General features: G+C 72.1%; 15 protein-coding genes. 2 read left to right on the top strand and 13 right to left on the bottom strand.

What is annotated here, in order from left to right; translation table 11 throughout:
* Nucleotides 1-57 precede the first annotated feature (57 nt).
* Genes ABZU74_RS29265 through pyrR form a run of 6 tightly spaced genes read right to left on the bottom strand, consistent with a single transcriptional unit; the run spans nt 58 to nt 8388 of the window.
* Nucleotides 58-1104, bottom strand: coding sequence for a quinone-dependent dihydroorotate dehydrogenase (locus ABZU74_RS29265; protein ID WP_355430422.1), 1047 nt, complete (start codon nt 1102-1104; stop codon nt 58-60).
* A complete protein-coding gene (carB, locus tag ABZU74_RS29260; protein ID WP_355430419.1) occupies nt 1101-4448 on the bottom strand; it encodes a carbamoyl-phosphate synthase large subunit in 3348 nt (1115 codons plus the stop codon). The genes ABZU74_RS29265 and carB overlap by 4 nt, the downstream gene beginning before the upstream one ends.
* Entirely contained in the window at nt 4441-5604 is a 1164-nt protein-coding gene (gene carA, locus ABZU74_RS29255) for a glutamine-hydrolyzing carbamoyl-phosphate synthase small subunit (RefSeq protein ID WP_355430416.1), read from the bottom strand. Before carA ends, carB begins: the two co-directional genes overlap by 8 nt.
* Nucleotides 5604-6881 (bottom strand): dihydroorotase, encoded by a 1278-nt coding sequence (locus ABZU74_RS29250; RefSeq protein ID WP_355430413.1) that lies wholly within the window; start codon nt 6879-6881, stop codon nt 5604-5606. The genes carA and ABZU74_RS29250 overlap by 1 nt, the downstream gene beginning before the upstream one ends.
* Nucleotides 6878-7807, bottom strand: a complete 930-nt coding sequence (locus tag ABZU74_RS29245; RefSeq protein WP_355430410.1) for an aspartate carbamoyltransferase catalytic subunit — start codon at nt 7805-7807, stop codon at nt 6878-6880. Before ABZU74_RS29245 ends, ABZU74_RS29250 begins: the two co-directional genes overlap by 4 nt.
* The gene (gene pyrR / locus ABZU74_RS29240; protein ID WP_355430407.1) at nt 7804-8388 is read right to left on the bottom strand and encodes a bifunctional pyr operon transcriptional regulator/uracil phosphoribosyltransferase PyrR; all 585 of its coding nucleotides are present in this window, start codon (nt 8386-8388) and stop codon (nt 7804-7806) included. Before pyrR ends, ABZU74_RS29245 begins: the two co-directional genes overlap by 4 nt.
* Nucleotides 8389-8676: 288 nt before the next feature.
* Here pyrR and ABZU74_RS29235 point away from each other — a divergent pair, with 288 nt between their 5' ends.
* Nucleotides 8677-9165 carry a transcriptional regulator gene (locus ABZU74_RS29235; protein WP_007458348.1) on the top strand — a complete coding sequence of 163 codons (489 nt, stop codon included), beginning with the start codon at nt 8677-8679 and terminating at the stop codon, nt 9163-9165.
* Between the two features lie 74 nt (nt 9166-9239).
* On the opposite strand, the gene nusB is transcribed toward ABZU74_RS29235, so the two are convergent.
* The 5 genes from nusB to ABZU74_RS29210 are packed head-to-tail and all read right to left on the bottom strand — an operon-like array spanning nt 9240 to nt 12828.
* The gene (gene nusB / locus ABZU74_RS29230) at nt 9240-9650 is read right to left on the bottom strand and encodes a transcription antitermination factor NusB (protein WP_184188983.1); all 411 of its coding nucleotides are present in this window, start codon (nt 9648-9650) and stop codon (nt 9240-9242) included.
* Nucleotides 9651-9673: 23 nt separating this feature from the next.
* A complete protein-coding gene (gene efp / locus ABZU74_RS29225; RefSeq protein WP_007458344.1) occupies nt 9674-10231 on the bottom strand; it encodes an elongation factor P in 558 nt (185 codons plus the stop codon).
* A gap of 44 nt (nt 10232-10275) precedes the next feature.
* The gene (aroQ, locus tag ABZU74_RS29220; RefSeq protein ID WP_355430404.1) at nt 10276-10743 is read right to left on the bottom strand and encodes a type II 3-dehydroquinate dehydratase; all 468 of its coding nucleotides are present in this window, start codon (nt 10741-10743) and stop codon (nt 10276-10278) included.
* A complete protein-coding gene (gene aroB, locus ABZU74_RS29215; RefSeq protein ID WP_355430402.1) occupies nt 10740-11819 on the bottom strand; it encodes a 3-dehydroquinate synthase in 1080 nt (359 codons plus the stop codon). Before aroB ends, aroQ begins: the two co-directional genes overlap by 4 nt.
* A 10-nt stretch (nt 11820-11829) precedes the next feature.
* Nucleotides 11830-12828, bottom strand: a complete 999-nt coding sequence (locus tag ABZU74_RS29210) for a YafY family protein (protein WP_355430399.1) — start codon at nt 12826-12828, stop codon at nt 11830-11832.
* A gap of 79 nt (nt 12829-12907) precedes the next feature.
* Between ABZU74_RS29210 and ABZU74_RS29205 the strand changes: the two genes are divergently transcribed.
* Nucleotides 12908-13636, top strand: a complete 729-nt coding sequence (locus ABZU74_RS29205) for an alpha/beta hydrolase (protein ID WP_355430396.1) — start codon at nt 12908-12910, stop codon at nt 13634-13636.
* 116 nt (nt 13637-13752) lie between these two features.
* Here the strand turns inward: ABZU74_RS29205 and ABZU74_RS29200 are convergent, their stop codons facing one another.
* Nucleotides 13753-14256, bottom strand: coding sequence for a shikimate kinase (locus tag ABZU74_RS29200; protein WP_355430393.1), 504 nt, complete (start codon nt 14254-14256; stop codon nt 13753-13755).
* On the bottom strand, nt 14256-15434 hold the full coding sequence (gene aroC, locus ABZU74_RS29195) for a chorismate synthase (RefSeq protein WP_355430391.1): 1179 nt from the start codon (nt 15432-15434) through the stop codon (nt 14256-14258). Before aroC ends, ABZU74_RS29200 begins: the two co-directional genes overlap by 1 nt.
* Nucleotides 15435-15511: the final 77 nt, after the last annotated feature.

Below are 15511 nucleotides of genomic sequence, written 5' to 3'. Positions count from 1 at the left end.
CGGTGCCGAGCGGGCTCGGCACCGGGTCGCGCCGGGTCGACACCGGACCGGGGGCGGTCACCGGCCCGCGACGGGGTCCGGTGCCGCCGTGGTGGCCGCCGCGCGGGCGGCCGCGCGGACCAGGGCCGGTCCTCGGTAGATGAAGCCGGTGTAGAGCTGCACCAGGGCAGCGCCGGCGTCGAACATCCGCGCCGCGTCGTCCGGGTCCAGCACCCCGCCGACGCCGACGATCGGCAGCCGGCCGCTGGTCTCCCGGTGCACGAAGGCGACCACCTCGCGGGCCCGCCCGGTGAGCGGCCGACCGGAGAGGCCACCGGCCTGCGCGCCACGCTCGACGTCACCGCCGGCGAGCCCGTCCCGGGACAGCGTCGTGTTGGTGGCGATCACCCCGGCGGCGCCCCGGGCCAGGCAGACCTCCAGCAGCTCGGCGATCGCCGCCTCGGTCAGGTCCGGCGCGATCTTGACCAGCACCGGCTTCTCCCCCACCAGCGCGCCGAGCAGCGCGTCCAGGTGGGTGCGGTCCTGCAACGACCGCAGACCCGGGGTGTTCGGTGAGGACACGTTCACCGCGAAGTAGTCGCCGTGCCCGCGCAGCGCCCGGTACGAGGCCAGGTAGTCCTCGACCGCCTCGTCGAGCGGGGTCACCTTGGACTTGCCCAGCGAGATGCCCAGCGGCACCCCGAGCGGGCGCGGCAACGCCGCCAGCCGGGCGGCCAGCGCGGCAGCCCCGGCGTTGTTGAAGCCCATCCGGTTGACCACCGCCTCGCTGGCCGGCAGCCGGAACAGCCGCGGCCGGGGGTTGCCCGGCTGGGCGTGCGCGGTGACAGTGCCGACCTCCACGAAACCGAAGCCGAGCGCCGGCCAGGCCGGCAGCGCCGCGCCGTCCTTGTCCATTCCGGCGGCCAACCCGACCGGGTTGGGGAACCGCACCCCGAACACCGTGCGCGGCGCGTCGACCGCGTACCGGGCCCGCAGCGCGGCGAGCGCGGCCGGCCGCCGCGACAGGGCCGCCAACCGCCGCAGTGTCCACTCGTGCGCCGCCTCGGCGTCCCCGCCCCCAAGCCGGAACAACCACGGCCGTACCGCCTGCTCGAACAGGGTCACTGGGCCGCCCGCAGGATGGCGTGCAGGTCCTGCAGAGGGCGGACCTGCATGTCGCCGCGGATCCGGGCCTCGATGCCCATCACCGCCGCGGCGGCTCCGGGGACCGTGGTGATGCAGGGGATGTCCGCGGTGACGGCCGCGCTGCGGATCTCGTAGCCGTCGGAGCGGGCACTGGCACCCGAGCCCTGCGGCGTGTTGATCACAAGCGCGACGTGGCCGCCGCCGATCAGCGACACCGCGTCGTCACCCGCACCGGCCTGGTAGTGCTTACGGATCTGCTCGCAGGCGATGCCGTGCCGGCGCAGCACCTCGGCCGTGCCGGCGGTGGCGACGATCTCGAACCCCAGATCAGCCAACCGCTTGATCGGGAAGATCATGCCGCGCTTGTCCCGGTTGGCCACCGAGACGAAGATCTTTCCGGCGGTCGGCAACGACCCGTACGCGGCCGACTGGCTCTTGGCGAAGGCGTGCCCGAAGTTGGTGTCGATGCCCATCACCTCGCCTGTCGACTTCATCTCCGGCCCGAGCAGCGAGTCGATCCCCTTGCCCGCGCGGGTCCGGAAACGCTTGAACGGCAGCACCGCCTCCTTGACCGCGACCGGCGCGTCGGCGGGCATCGTGCCCCCGTCCCCCGTCGCCGGCAACAGACCCTCGGCGCGCAGCTCGGCGATTCTCGCCCCGAGCGCGATCCGGGCCGCCGCCTTGGCCAGCGGCACCGCCGTGGCCTTGGAGACGAACGGGACCGTTCGGGACGCCCGCGGGTTGGCCTCCAGCACGTAGAGCACGTCGTCCTTGAGGGCGTACTGCACGTTGAGCAGGCCGCGGACGCCGACGCCACGGGCGATGGCCTCGGTGTAGCGGCGAACCTCGGCCAGGTGCGAGCCCGCCAGGGTGATCGGCGGGAGCGCGCAGGACGAGTCGCCGGAGTGGATGCCCGCCTCCTCGATGTGCTCCATCACGCCGCCGATGTAGACCTCGCCGTCGGCGTCGCACAGCGCGTCCACGTCGATCTCGATGGCGTCGTCGAGGAACCGGTCCACCAGCACCGGGTGGTCCGGGGAGATGTCGGTGGCCCGACCGATGTAGTCGCGCAGCGTCGGGTCGTCGTAGACGATCTCCATACCCCGCCCGCCCAGCACGTACGACGGCCGGACCAGCACCGGGTAGCCGATCTCGTCGGCGATCGTCTTGGCCTCGTCGTACGAGGTGGCCATGCCGTGCGCCGGCGCGCGCAGCCCGGCGCGGGCCAGCACCGCGCCGAACGCGCCCCGCTCCTCGGCCAGGTGGATCGACTCCGGGGAGGTGCCGACGATCGGCACGCCGGCGTTCTTGAGCCGCTGCGCCAGCCCCAACGGGGTCTGCCCGCCGAGCTGGACGACCACCCCGACCACGCCCGGCCCGCCGGCGGCCCGGCCGGACGTGTCCTCAGCGTGCCAGACCTCCAGGACGTCCTCGAAGGTCAGCGGCTCGAAGTAGAGCCGATCGGCGGTGTCGTAGTCGGTGGAGACCGTCTCCGGGTTGCAGTTGACCATGACGGTCTCGTAGCCGGCCGTCCGCAACGCCTGCACCGCGTGCACGCAGGAGTAGTCGAACTCGATGCCCTGCCCGATCCGGTTCGGGCCGGAGCCCAGGATCAGCACCTTCGGCCGGTCCGACGGCACGACCTCGGTCTCCAGGTCGTACGTCGAATAGTGGTACGGCGTGGTCGCCTCGAACTCGGCGGCGCAGGTGTCCACGGTCTTGTAGACCGGCCGCACGTCGAGGCGATGCCGCAGGGTCCGTACGCCGTCCTCGGCGGCCAACTCCGGGCGCAGCGCGGCGAGCTGCCGGTCGGACAGACCGGCCCGCTTGGCGCGACGCAGCAGGTCGGCGTCGAGCACCGGCGCGTCGACGATCTCGGCGCGCAGCTCGATCAGCGCGGCGATCTGGTCCAGGAACCACGGGTCGATCCCGCCGGACGCCTCGGCGACCTCGGCGATCGACGCGCCGAGGCGCAGCGCCCGCTCCACCGTGTACAACCGGCCGTCGTGCGGGATCCGCAGCGCGGCGAGAGTGTCCGCCAGGGTGACGCCCGCCGGGTCCGGCACGCTCCAGAAACCGGCTGACTTGGTCTCCATCGAGCGCATCGCCTTGTTCAGCGCCTCGGTGAAGTTGCGCCCGAGGCTCATCGCCTCGCCCACCGACTTCATCGTGGTGGTCAGCTCCGGGTCCGCGCCGGGGAACTTCTCGAACGCGAACCGGGGGATCTTCACCACCACGTAGTCGAGGGTCGGCTCGAACGCCGCCGGGGTCTTCAGGGTGATGTCGTTGGGGATCTCGTCGAGGGTGTAACCGATGGCCAGCTTGGCGGCGATCTTCGCGATCGGGAAGCCGGTCGCCTTGGAGGCCAGCGCCGAGGACCGCGACACCCGGGGGTTCATCTCGATCACGACGATCCGGCCGTCGATCGGGTTGACCGCGAACTGGATGTTGCAGCCGCCGGTGTCCACCCCGACCTCGCGCAGCACGGCGATGCCCAGGTCGCGCAGGCGCTGGTACTCCCGGTCGGTGAGCGTCATGGCCGGGGCCACTGTCACGCTGTCGCCGGTGTGCACGCCCATCGGGTCGATGTTCTCGATGGAGCAGACCACCACCACGTTGTCGTGCCGGTCGCGCATCAGCTCGAGCTCGTACTCCTTCCAGCCGAGCACGCTCTCCTCGATGAGCACCTCGTGCACCGGGCTGGCGGACAGGCCGTCACCGGCGATGCGGGCCAGGTCCTCCGGGGTGTGCGCCATGCCGGAGCCCAGGCCGCCCATGGTGAACGACGGCCGGATCACCACCGGCAGGCCCAGCTCGGCGACTGTCGCCTCGACCTCGTCCATCGAGTGGCAGACCCGCGAACGGGGCACCAGCCCGGTCGGGTCGTCGACGCCCAGCCGGACGCCGGCCTTCGCCACGATCTCCTTGAACAGCTGCCGGTCCTCGCCCCGGTTGATGGCGTCGATGTTCGCGCCGATCAGCTCCACGCCGTACTTCTCCAGGACGCCGGCCTCGTGCAGGGCGACGGCCGTGTTCAGCGCGGTCTGCCCGCCGAGGGTCGCGAGGATCGCATCCGGGCGCTCCTTGGCGATGACCAGCTCGACGAACTCCGGGGTGATCGGCTCGACGTAGGTCGCGTCGGCGAACTCCGGATCCGTCATGATCGTCGCCGGGTTGGAGTTGACCAGGCTGACCCGGATCCCCTCGCTGCGCAGGACCCGACACGCCTGGGTGCCGGAATAGTCGAACTCGCAGGCCTGCCCGATCACGATCGGCCCGGAGCCGATCACGAGGATGTGCTTGAGATCCGTCCGCTTAGGCATTGCTGCGCCCCTTGCTGTGGGTCCGACCCTCGATCAAGTCGGCGAATCGGTCGAAGAGGTAGTCCGCGTCGTGCGGGCCGGCCGCCGCCTCCGGGTGGTACTGGACGGTGAACGCGGGCAGGTCCACGGCCCGCAGCCCCTCGACCACGTTGTCATTGAGGCAGACGTGGGACACCCGCACCCCACCGAAGTCGGTGTCGATCACCTGGTCGGGGACGACCGCGCCGGCGCCAGCGCCCGGCACCTGCACCGCGAAGCCGTGGTTGTGGCTGGTCACCTCGACCTTGCCGGTGGCCCGGTCGAGCACCGGCTGGTTGATGCCCCGGTGGCCGTAGCCCAACTTGTAGGTGCCGAAGCCGAGCGCCCGACCGAGGATCTGGCTGCCGAAGCAGATGCCGAACAGCGGCACCTCCCGCCGCAGCGCCTCCCGGGCCAGCGCCACCGGGGCGTCGGCGGTGGCCGGGTCGCCCGGGCCCGGCGACAGGAAGATCGCGTCGGCGCCGGTGGCGAGCATCTGGTCGATGGTCGACGACGCCGGCAGCACGTGGGTGGTCACCCCGCGGGTGGCCAGCCGGCGCGGCACGTTGCGCTTGATGCCCAGGTCCAGGGCGGCCACTGTGAACCGGCGCTCGCCCAGGGCCTCGACGACGTACGGCTCGGGGGTGCTCACCTCGGCGGACAGGTCCGCGCCGACCATCTCCGGTGCCTGGCGGACCCGGGCCAGCAGGCTCTGCGGGTCGTTGTCGATGCTGGAGATGCCCACCCGCATGGCGCCGCGCTCGCGCAGGTGCCGGGTCAGCGCCCGGGTGTCCACCCCGCTGATGCCCACCACGCCCTCGGTGGCGAGGCGGTCCTCGAGACCACCGGTGGCCCGCCAGTTCGAGCCGATCCGGGCCGGGTCGCGCACGACGTAGCCGGCCACCCAGATCCGACCGGACTCGTCGTCCTCGCCGTTGACGCCGGTGTTGCCGATGTGCGGCGCGGTCTGCACCACCACCTGACGGTGGTACGACGGGTCGGTCAGGGTCTCCTGGTAACCGGTCATGCCGGTGTTGAAGACCGCCTCGCCGAAGGTCTCCCCGACGCTGCCGTACGCCTCGCCGGGGAACGTGCGCCCGTCCTCGAGAACCAGGATTGCGGGTCTGCGCTTGACCATTACTTGACAGCCTTTCCGTCCAGGACCGTCGGCTCGCCACGCAGGAAGGTCGCCACGATGCGACCCGGCAGCGTCATGCGGGCGTACGGGGTGTTGCGACTGCGACTGGCCAGCTCCGCCGGCTCGATGGTGCGGCGGACGGCCGGGTCGATCAGGGTCAGGTTGGCCGGCACACCCGGCGCGGGGTCGACGCCGTGCCCGGTGAGGCCGGCGATCCGCGCCGGGGTGCGGGACATCCGCTCGGCGATCAGATCCCACTCGGGGCCGAGCACGTCCAGCGCGATGGAGAGGGCCGTCTCCAGACCGAGCATCCCCGGTCGGGCGTACGCCCACTCGCACTCCTTGTCCTCCACCGCGTGCGGGGCGTGGTCGGTGGCGATCACGTCGATCACCCCGTCGGCGAGGGCGGCGCGCAACGCGGTGACGTCCGAGGCGGTGCGCAGCGGCGGGTTCACCTTGAAGACCGGGTCGTAGGTTTCCGCCCGTTCGTCGGTGAGCAGCAGGTGGTGCGGGGTGACCTCGGCGGTCACCCGTACCCCCCGGGCCTTTGCCTGGCGCAGCACCTCGACGCTGCCGGCGGTGGAGACGTGGCAGACGTGCAGGCGGCTGCCCACGTGCTCGGCGAGCAGCACGTCCCGGGCGATGATCGCCTCCTCGGCGACCGCCGGCCAGCCGATCAGGCCGAGCCGGGTGGAGACCTCACCCTCGTGCATCTGGGCGCCCTCGGTGAGCCGGGGCTCCTCGGCGTGCTGGGCGATGATCCCGTCGAACGCCTTGACGTACTCCAGTGCCCGGCGCATCAACTTCGGGTCGGCGACGCAGTGCCCGTCGTCGGAGAAGATCCGCACCCGGGCCGCCGAGTCGGCCATCGCGCCCAGCTCGGCCAGCCGCTCGCCGGCCAGCCCGACGGTGACCGCGCCGATCGGCTGCACGTCGACCAGGCTGGCCTCCCGGCCAAGCCGCCAGACCTGCTCGACCACGCCGGCGGTGTCCGCCACCGGGGAGGTGTTGGCCATCGCGCAGACCGCCGTGTAGCCGCCGAGCGCCGCCGCCCGTGAACCGGACTCGACGGTCTCGGCGTCCTCCCGACCGGGCTCGCGCAGGTGGGTGTGCAGGTCGACGAGACCGGGCAGGGCGACCAGGCCGGTGCCGTCGACGACAGTGGCGTCCGGCGCGGTCAGGTCGGGACCGACAGCGGCGATCACGCCGTCGCGGATCAGCAGGTCGGTCGGCGCGCCGCCGACGACACTCACGCTGGTGATCAGGTACGCGGTCACCGGTTGTTGTTCCCTCCGAGCAGCAGGTAAAGGACAGCCATCCGCACGGAGACCCCGTTGGTGACCTGTTCGACGATTGTGGAGCGGGCTGAGTCGGCGACCTCCGGGGTGATCTCCATCCCCCGGTTCATCGGGCCGGGGTGCATGACGATCGCGTGCTCGGGCAGCCGGCGCATCCGCGGCCCGTCCAGCCCGTAGCGGCGGGCGTATTCGCGGGCGGAGGGGAAGTAGGAGTCGTTCATCCGCTCCCGCTGCACGCGCAGCATCATCACCACGTCGACGTTGGGCAGGACGGAGTCGAGGTCGTAGGAGACGTCGGTGCCGGGCGCGAGCGCGCCCGCGATGTCGACCGGGATGAGGGTCGGCGGGCCGACCAGGGTGACCTTGGCGCCGAGGGTGGAGAGCAGCAGCACGTTGGAGCGGGCCACCCGGGAGTGCAGCACGTCCCCGACCACAGCGACCGACAGGCCGGCGAGCCGGCCCAGCCGGGCCCGCATGGTGTACGCGTCCAGCAGGGCCTGGGTGGGGTGCTCGTGGGTGCCGTCCCCGGCGTTGACCACCGACCCGTCCACCCAGTTGGCTAGGCGGTGCGGCGCACCGGAGGCGGGGTGTCGGACGACCACGGCGTCCGCGCCCATGGCCTGGAGGGTCAACGCGGTGTCCTTCAGGCTCTCACCCTTGGTGACGCTGGAACCCTTCGCGGAAAAGTTGATCACGTCGGCGCTGAGTCGCTTCGCCGCCGCCTCGAAGGAGATCCGGGTACGCGTGGAGTCCTCGTAGAAGAGGTTCACCACGGTCCGGCCCCGCAGCGCGGGAAGCTTCTTGATCTCCCGGCCGGCGACGGTGGCCATCTCGGCGGCGGTGTCCAGGATCTCGGTGGCGGTGTCGGCGTCCAGGTCCCCGCCGGAGAGCAGATGTTTGATCATGAGCTGGCTCCCCCGTAGAGCTTGACCTCGTCCGTCCCGTCAATCTCGGCGAGCGTCACCTTGACGCTCTCGGCGAGCGAGGTCGGGATGTTCTTACCGACGTAGTCGGCGCGGATCGGCAGCTCCCGGTGGCCCCTGTCGACCAGGACGGCGAGTTGCACCGACGCCGGGCGGCCCACGTCGTTGAGCGCGTCGAGCGCGGCCCGGACGGTGCGGCCGGAGAAGAGCACGTCGTCGACCAGGATGACCCGTTTGCCGTCGATCCCGCCGGACGGCAGCTCGGTCGGACCCACCGCCCGGGTGGCGTGCCGACGGAGGTCGTCGCGGTACAGGGTGATGTCGAGCACACCGACCGGAACGGCGACGTCCTCGAAGGTGCTGATCCGGTCGGCGAGCCGCCGGGCGAGGGGGGTGCCCCGGGTGGGAATCCCCAGCAGCACCGTGTTGGCGGCGCCCTGGGTCTTCTCCAGGATCTGGTGGGCGATGCGGTCGACCACGCGTTGCACGTCGGCGCTGGCGAGGATCACCTTCACCGAGGGTTGTCGCGGTGGTGACGAGCGGGCAGCCGGTGGGTATGCCACGGCGGACCTCCTTCCCCGCCTCACGGGACGGGTCGTTAAAGGATGTCGGGCACCTCCGGCCGGACCGCTCAGCGGACCTGGGCCGGGGCTTCCGCCACGTTACCAGTGGTCACCGGGGTGATGGACGGCGGCCGCTGACCACCGGATCAGGCGCCGGAAAAGGGGATAACTTCCCGGACGCTCCCCAACGGTAGGGTCACGACCACTTGACCACGTGTCGCATTCCCCGTACCGTCACGCTCCGTAGCGATCGACGGGAGAACCCCGAGCAGCACTGGGAGTGTCCGAATGCCCTCTGAATACGCCAAGTCTCTGGGCGCCCGCCTGCGCTCCATCCGCCAGCAGCAGGGTCTCTCCCTGCAGGGTGTGGAGGAGAAGTCGAACGGGCGGTGGAAGGCCGTGGTGGTCGGCTCGTACGAGCGTGGCGACCGGGCCGTGACGGTGTCCCGTCTGGCCGAGTTGGCCGAGTTCTACCGCGTACCCGTCTCGGAGTTGCTGCCTGACGGCAGTGGCGTCCGTCACGAGCCCACCAGCAAGATTGTCCTGGACCTGGAGCGGCTCTACGACGAGGCCTCCGAGGACCTGGCCTACGTCGCCCGCTACGCCCGCGCCATCCAGCAGCAGCGCGGCGACTACAACGGCCGGGTGCTCTCCATCCGCGCCGACGACCTGCGGGCGCTCGCGATCGTCTACGACGCCTCACCGTCGGGTCTGATCGAGCGGCTCACCGAGCACGGCGTGCTGGTGGCCGACCCCCGGGCGTTCTTCGCCTCCTGATCTGCCGCTCCACCGGAAGGGCCCGTGCCAGTCGGCACGGGCCCTTCCGGATTTGCGGCGTTCGGTGGGGACGCTCAGCGGGTGGCGTACTCGGCGATCCGGCCGAGCACCCCGTTGAGGAAGCGCGGCGAGTCGTCGGTCGACATCTGTCGGGCCAACTCCACTGCCTCGCTGATCGCCACCGCGTCGTCGATCTCGTCGACGTAGAGCAACTCGTAGACGGCGATCCGGGCCAGATTCCGGTCGACGACCGGCATCCGCTCCAGCGTCCAACCCTCGGCGTAGCTGGCGATCAGCTCGTCGATCCGGTTGAGATGCTCGGCGACACCCTCGACCAGGCCCACCGCGTAGCCCAGATGCTCCGGTCGGGGCTGCTCGATCCGCTGCACGTAGCCGGCGAGCACCTCCACCGGAGGCTTGTCCCGTAGGTCGGCCTCGTAGAGGACATCCAGCGCCCGCTTGCGCGCCTTGCGGCGCGCCGGCATCTGCTGCTTGGAACCCTCAGCCATCAGGCGCGGCCGAGGTAACGGCCGTCGCGGGTGTCGACCTTGATCTTCTCGCCGGTGGTGATGAACAGCGGAACCGGCACTGTGGCGCCGGTCTCCACGGTCGCCGGCTTGGTGCCGCCGGTCGAACGGTCGCCCTGCAGGCCCGGCTCGGTGTAGGTGACCTCCAGCACGACGCTGGTGGGCAGCTCGATGTAGAGCGGCACACCCTCGTGCTGGGCGACGGTCGCCTCCGCCTCGGGCAGCAGGTAGTTGGCTGCCTCACCGACGGTGCCACCGGGCACGGTGATCTGGTCGAAGGTCTCCAGATCCATGAAGACGAAGTCCTCGCCGTCGGCGTACAGGTACTGCATCGTGCGCTTGTCAACGGTCGCGGTTTCGACCTTGGTGCCCGCGTTGAAGGTCTTGTCGACCACCTTCCCGGACAGCACGTTCTTCAGCGTGGTGCGCACGAAGGCACCACCCTTACCGGGCTTGACGTGCTGGAACTCGACGACGGCCCAGAGCTCGCCGTCCAGGTTGAGTACCAGGCCGTTTTTGAGGTCGTTGGTGGAGGCCATTTCCTGCCTTGATCATCAATTGGCGGACAGACCCTGCGAGTCTACTAGCTGCGTCGAATCGCCCGGTCCCCGCTCGGGGCGGGCGTTGCGCGGGTGGCCAGATGGTGCAGCGCGAGACGATAGCCGTCGATGCCCAGACCGCAGATCACCCCGGTCGCCACCGCCGACACCACCGAGTGGTGCCGGAACTCCTCGCGGGTGTGGATGTTGGAGATGTGCACCTCCACCAGCGGTCCCCGCAGCATGGCGCAGGCGTCCCGCACCGCGTACGAGTAGTGCGACCAGGCGGCCGGGTTGAGCACCACGGCGGCGCCCTCGTCGGCCGCCGCGTGCAGCCAACCGAGCAGCTCGTGCTCCGCGTCGGTCTGCCGGACCGTCACGTCCAGCCCCAGCTCCCGACCGGTGCTCTCGCAGAGCGCCACCAAGTCGGCGTAGGTGGTCGCGCCGTACACGTCGGGCTCGCGGGTGCCCAGCCGCCCCAGGTTCGGCCCGTTCAGGACGTAGACCTTCATGGGCTGGTCACCTCGCGGTACGCGGCTTCCAGCAACGCGTCGTCCGGGCCCTCCAGCATCGCCGGGCGGGCCAGCCCGTCGAGCACCACGAAGCGCAACCGACTGCCCCGGGTCTTCTTGTCCACCCGCATCGCGGCCAGCAGCTGCGGCCAGGCGTCCGCCGGGTAGCTCACCGGCAGGCCCAGCGCGCGCAACGTGACCCGGTGCCGGTCGGCGGTCGGCGCGTCCAGCCGCCCGGCGAGCCGGGCCAACGTGGCCGCGTACACCAGACCGACGGCGACGGCGTGGCCGTGCCGCCAGCGGTAACCCTCGTTCTGCTCGATGGCGTGGGCCAGCGTGTGCCCGTAGTTGAGCACCTCCCGCACGCCCGACTCGCGCAGGTCGCCGGCGACCACGTCCGCCTTCACCCGGATCGCCCGTTCGATCAGCTCCCGGCTCACCGGCCCCCGGGGGTCGGTGGCGGCCTCCGGATCGTTCTCGATGAGATCCAGGATGGTCGGGTCGGCGATGAAACCGCACTTGACGACCTCGGCCAGGCCGGCCGCCAGGTCGACAGCGGGCAGGCTGTCCAGCGTCGCCAGGTCGGCCAGCACCCCGACCGGCGGGTGGAACGCGCCCACCAGGTTCTTGCCGGCGGCCGTGTTGATGCCCGTCTTGCCGCCCACCGCGGCGTCGACCATGCCCAGCAGCGAGGTCGCCACCGGCACCCAGCGCACCCCCCGCAACCAGCAGGCCGCGACGAAGCCGGCCAGGTCGGTCACCGCGCCGCCGCCCACTCCGACCACCGCGTCGGTACGGGTGAAGCCCGCCGCTCCGAGTCGGTCCCAGCAGGCGGAGGCCACGTCGATGTGTTTGCCCGACTCGGCGTCGGGCACCTCGATCGGCAGTGGCTCGACGCCGGCGGCGCGCAGGCGCTCACCGAGCGCGTCCGCGAGGGCCTTGAGCGGAGGCGCGTGCAGCACCGCCGCCCGGGTCGCCCCGGGCAGCAGGCCGGGCAGCGCGCCCAGCAGGTCACGTCCCACCAAGACGTCGTACGGCCGCTCGCCGCCGACCGGAATCCGGGTCACCTCGTCCATCGCCGGCAGCCTAGTCGAGCGGGCGGCGCGGCGACGGCGGCTGTCCACCTGCTGGCCGGGCGGCCCACTCCGCCAACCGGCGGGCGTGCTCGGCCACCTCGGCGCGCAGCGCGTCCGGATGTCGCACGGTGAACGGACAGCCCAGCCCGGCGAGCAGCGCCGCCATCCCGGGCAGGCTCTCCGCCCGGGCCCGCAGCAGCACCCCGTCGGTGGTGGCGGTCAACTCGGCCACGCTGGGCGGGATGCGGCGGCGGGCGGCGACCAGGTCGGTCTCCAGCACGACCTCCACCTCGTGTGTGTACGGCACCCCGGCCAGCGATCGGGTCACCCAGGCCACCGCCTCGAAGTCGTCCGGCACGGTGAACGTCGCCACGCCGGGCGTCACCGCGCCGATGCGGTCCAGTCGGAAGGTGCGAATCTCCCCGCGCCGGTGGTCGTGGCCTGTGACGTACCAACGGCCGGCGTGGAAGACCAGCCCGTAGGGGTCGAGCTCGCGGTGCGACTGCTCGCCCCGCCAGGAGCGGTAGTCCAGTGCCACCCGCTGCCGGTGCCGGGCGGCCGAGGCCAGGGCGAGCAGGGTGCCCGACGCCGGTCCGCGCTCCGACTCCGGGCGACGCAGGGTGAAGCCCAGGTGCTCCTGGACGGCGGCGAGCCGGTCGGCGAGGGCCGCCGGCAGCACCCGGCGGATCTTCGCCAGCGCGGTGGCGGTGGCGGGCTGCTCGGTGGCCAGCCCGACCCGTTCGGCGACGACGAGGCCGAGCAGGACGGCAACCGCCTCGTCGTCGGTGAGCATCAGCGGTGGCAGCTTGTAGCCGGGGTGCAGCCGGTAGCCGCCGTAGCGGCCCCGGTCGGCGGTGACGGGGATGCCCAGCTCGACCAGCGTGGTCGCGTACCGGCGCACGGTCCGCTCGTCCACCCCGAGCTGGCCGGCGAGTTCGGCGGCGGTCGACCGGTGCCGGGTCTGCAGCAGTTCGAGCAGGGCCAGCACCCGTCCTGCGGGATGTGACACGGGCCACTCATCCAAACCGGAAGGATCCTGTCCAGATTCGATCGTACGGTCTGTCGGTAACCGAGAGAAGGAGCGACAGATGGCGACATTCGTGCTGGTACCGGGATTCTGGCTGGGCGCCTGGGCATGGCGGAACGTGACAGCCGCGCTGCGGTCGCAGGGGCACGAGGTCCACCCGATGACACTGACCGGGGTGGCCGAGCGCGACCACCTCGCCGGGCCCGAGGTCAGCCTCGACACGCACACCACCGACATCGTCCGGCTGATCGAGGTCGAGGACCTGCGCGACGTACTGCTGGTCGGGCACTCCGGCGGCGGGATGCCGGCCGCCCTGGCGGCGGACCGCGCCCCGGACCGGATCGCCCGGGTCGTCTACGTGGAGAGTGGGCCGTTGCCGGACGGCACGGCGCAGTTCGACACGATGCCGCCGGAGGAGCAGCAGCGGTTGCGGGCAGCGATCGGCACCGGGCACCTGCTGCCGCCGCCGGCCTGGGACCCGGCCGCCGACCCGACCAACCTGGCCGGCCTGGACGAGCCCACGCTCGCTCTCCTGCGCAGCCGGGCCACCCCGCAGCCGCTGCGGGCCGCCACCGACCCGGTGCGACGCAGCGGTGGGCGCCCGGTGCCGACCGCGCTGGTCGCCAGCACCTTCCCGCTGGACGTGGTGCGGCAGATGATCCGACAGGAGCATCCGTTCTTCACCGGCCTGGCCGACGGCCAGCTGCATGAACTGCCCACCGGGCACTGGCCGATGCTCAGCGAGCCGAAGGCGCTGGCCGACGTCCTCGACCTGATCGCCCGCAGCTGAGGGACGCCCCACCGCGCCGATCTTGCGCTTCCGGTTGCCGAGATGCGGTGAATGCCCCTTACGCCGGGACAGCAAGTGCAAGATCGGCGCGGCCAGGCGGCGGCGACGGGTCCGCGTCAGCGCGGGAGCAGGGCGGCGATCTCGGCGACGATCTGCGCCGGGGCCCGACCGTCGGTGACCACCGTCTCGGTGGCCACCTCGGCGTAGAGCGGCCGGCGCTGATCCATCAGGTGCTTGAGGGTGGCGCGGGGGTTGATCGCCAGCAGCGGCCGGCCGGCGCCGAGCCCGACCCGCCGCACCGCGTCGGGCAGCTCGACCGAGAGGTGCACGACCCGGTGCCCGATCAGGGCCGCGCGGGTCTCCTCGGCCAGCACCGCGCCGCCGCCGAGGGCGAGCACGCCCGTGCCGGCGGCCAGCGCCGCGGCCACCGCCGCCCGTTCCAGGGTACGGAAGTGCGCCTCACCCTCGTCGATGAAGATTTCCGGGATCGGCTTCCCGGCCATCTGCTCGATGTCGGTGTCGGTGTCGCGGAACTCCACGCCGAGCGTTGCGGCGAGCGCCCGCCCGACTGTGGTCTTGCCGCAACCGGGCGCGCCGACCAGCACGACCACCGGTGCCATCAGCGGATGACCAGCGCGTCGAGGTAGCCGGCCAGGTTGCGACGGATCTCGGCGATCGAGTCCCCGCCGAACTTCTCGGTGGCCGCCTCGGCGAGCACGAGCGCCACCATCGCCTCGGCGACCACCGCCGCGGCGGGCACCGCGCAGACGTCGGAGCGCTGGTTGATCGCGGTGGCCGGCTCGCCGGTGGCGACGTCCACGGTGGCCAGCGCCCGGTTCAGCGAGGAGATCGGCTTCATCGCGGCGCGGACCCGCAGCGGCTCACCGGTGGTGATGCCACCCTCCAGCCCGCCGGCCCGGTCGGTGACCCGACGGACGCCGGTCGCCGACGGGATGATCTCGTCGTGCGCCTCGGAGCCGCGGGACCGGGCCTGCTGCCAGCCGTCGCCGATCTCCACGCCCTTGATCGCCTGAATGGACATCAGCGCGGTTGCCAGCCGGGCGTCGAGTTTGCGGTCCCACTGCACGTGGCTGCCCAGCCCCGGTGGCACCCCGTACGCCAGCACCTCGACCACGCCGCCGAGGGTGTCGGCGGCCTTCTTCGCGGCATCGACCTCGGCGACCATCAGGGCGCTGGCCTCCGGGTCGAGACAGCGTAGCGGGTCGGCGTCGATCCGTGCGGCGTCGGACGGCGTCGGACGCAGGCCGGGCTTCGCGGCCACCGGGCCCAACTCGACGACGTGCGAGACGATCTCGACGCCGAGCGCCTGACGGATCAGCGCCTTGGCGACGGTGCCGACGGCGACCCGGGCGGCGGTCTCCCGGGCGCTGGCGCGTTCCAGGATCGGCCGGGCGTCGGTGTGGCCGTATTTCTGCATGCCGGCCAGGTCCGCGTGGCCCGGCCGGGGGCGGGTCAGCGGGGCGTTACGGGCCTGCCGGGCCAACTCGTCGGGGTCGACCGGGTCGGCGGCCATCACGGTCTGCCACTTCGGCCACTCGGAGTTGCCGACCCGGATCGCCACCGGGCTGCCCAGCGTCACGCCGTGGCGCAGGCCGCCGAGCAGCTCGACCTCGTCCCGCTCGAACGACATCCGGGCACCCCGGCCGTAGCCCAGCCGCCGACGGGCCAGCTCGTCGGCGATCTCGGTGGTGGTCACCTCGATGCCGGCCGGCACCCCCTCCAACATCGCGACGAGGGCGGGACCATGCGATTCACCTGCAGTCAGCCAGCGCAACACAGCGGTCAGTCTGTCACGGCCGGTGGTCGGCCCGCCGCACCGCCCGTCGCGTCCCGCCCTGCGGACGCGAAGCCGAT

Origin of the sequence: Micromonospora sp. NPDC005171 (assembly GCF_040608575.1) — a bacterium.
In the GTDB taxonomy this organism is placed as follows: Bacteria; Actinomycetota; Actinomycetes; order Mycobacteriales; family Micromonosporaceae; genus Micromonospora.
This window is presented reverse-complemented; position numbering and strand designations above follow the sequence as displayed.

Excerpts from the sequence above, each read along its gene's own strand:
- carB (WP_355430419.1), bottom strand. The coding sequence starts at position 4,448 with ATGCCTAAGCGGACGGATCTCAAGCACATCCTCGTGATCGGCTCCGGG.
- carA (WP_355430416.1), bottom strand. The coding sequence starts at position 5,604 with ATGGTCAAGCGCAGACCCGCAATCCTGGTTCTCGAGGACGGGCGCACG.
- ABZU74_RS29245 (WP_355430410.1), bottom strand. The coding sequence starts at position 7,807 with ATGATCAAACATCTGCTCTCCGGCGGGGACCTGGACGCCGACACCGCC.
- ABZU74_RS29235 (WP_007458348.1), top strand. The coding sequence starts at position 8,677 with ATGCCCTCTGAATACGCCAAGTCTCTGGGCGCCCGCCTGCGCTCCATC.
- nusB (WP_184188983.1), bottom strand. The coding sequence starts at position 9,650 with ATGCCGGCGCGCCGCAAGGCGCGCAAGCGGGCGCTGGATGTCCTCTAC.
- efp (WP_007458344.1), bottom strand. The coding sequence starts at position 10,231 with ATGGCCTCCACCAACGACCTCAAAAACGGCCTGGTACTCAACCTGGAC.
- aroQ (WP_355430404.1), bottom strand. The coding sequence starts at position 10,743 with ATGAAGGTCTACGTCCTGAACGGGCCGAACCTGGGGCGGCTGGGCACC.
- aroB (WP_355430402.1), bottom strand. The coding sequence starts at position 11,819 with ATGGACGAGGTGACCCGGATTCCGGTCGGCGGCGAGCGGCCGTACGAC.
- ABZU74_RS29205 (WP_355430396.1), top strand. The coding sequence starts at position 12,908 with ATGGCGACATTCGTGCTGGTACCGGGATTCTGGCTGGGCGCCTGGGCA.
- ABZU74_RS29200 (WP_355430393.1), bottom strand. The coding sequence starts at position 14,256 with ATGGCACCGGTGGTCGTGCTGGTCGGCGCGCCCGGTTGCGGCAAGACC.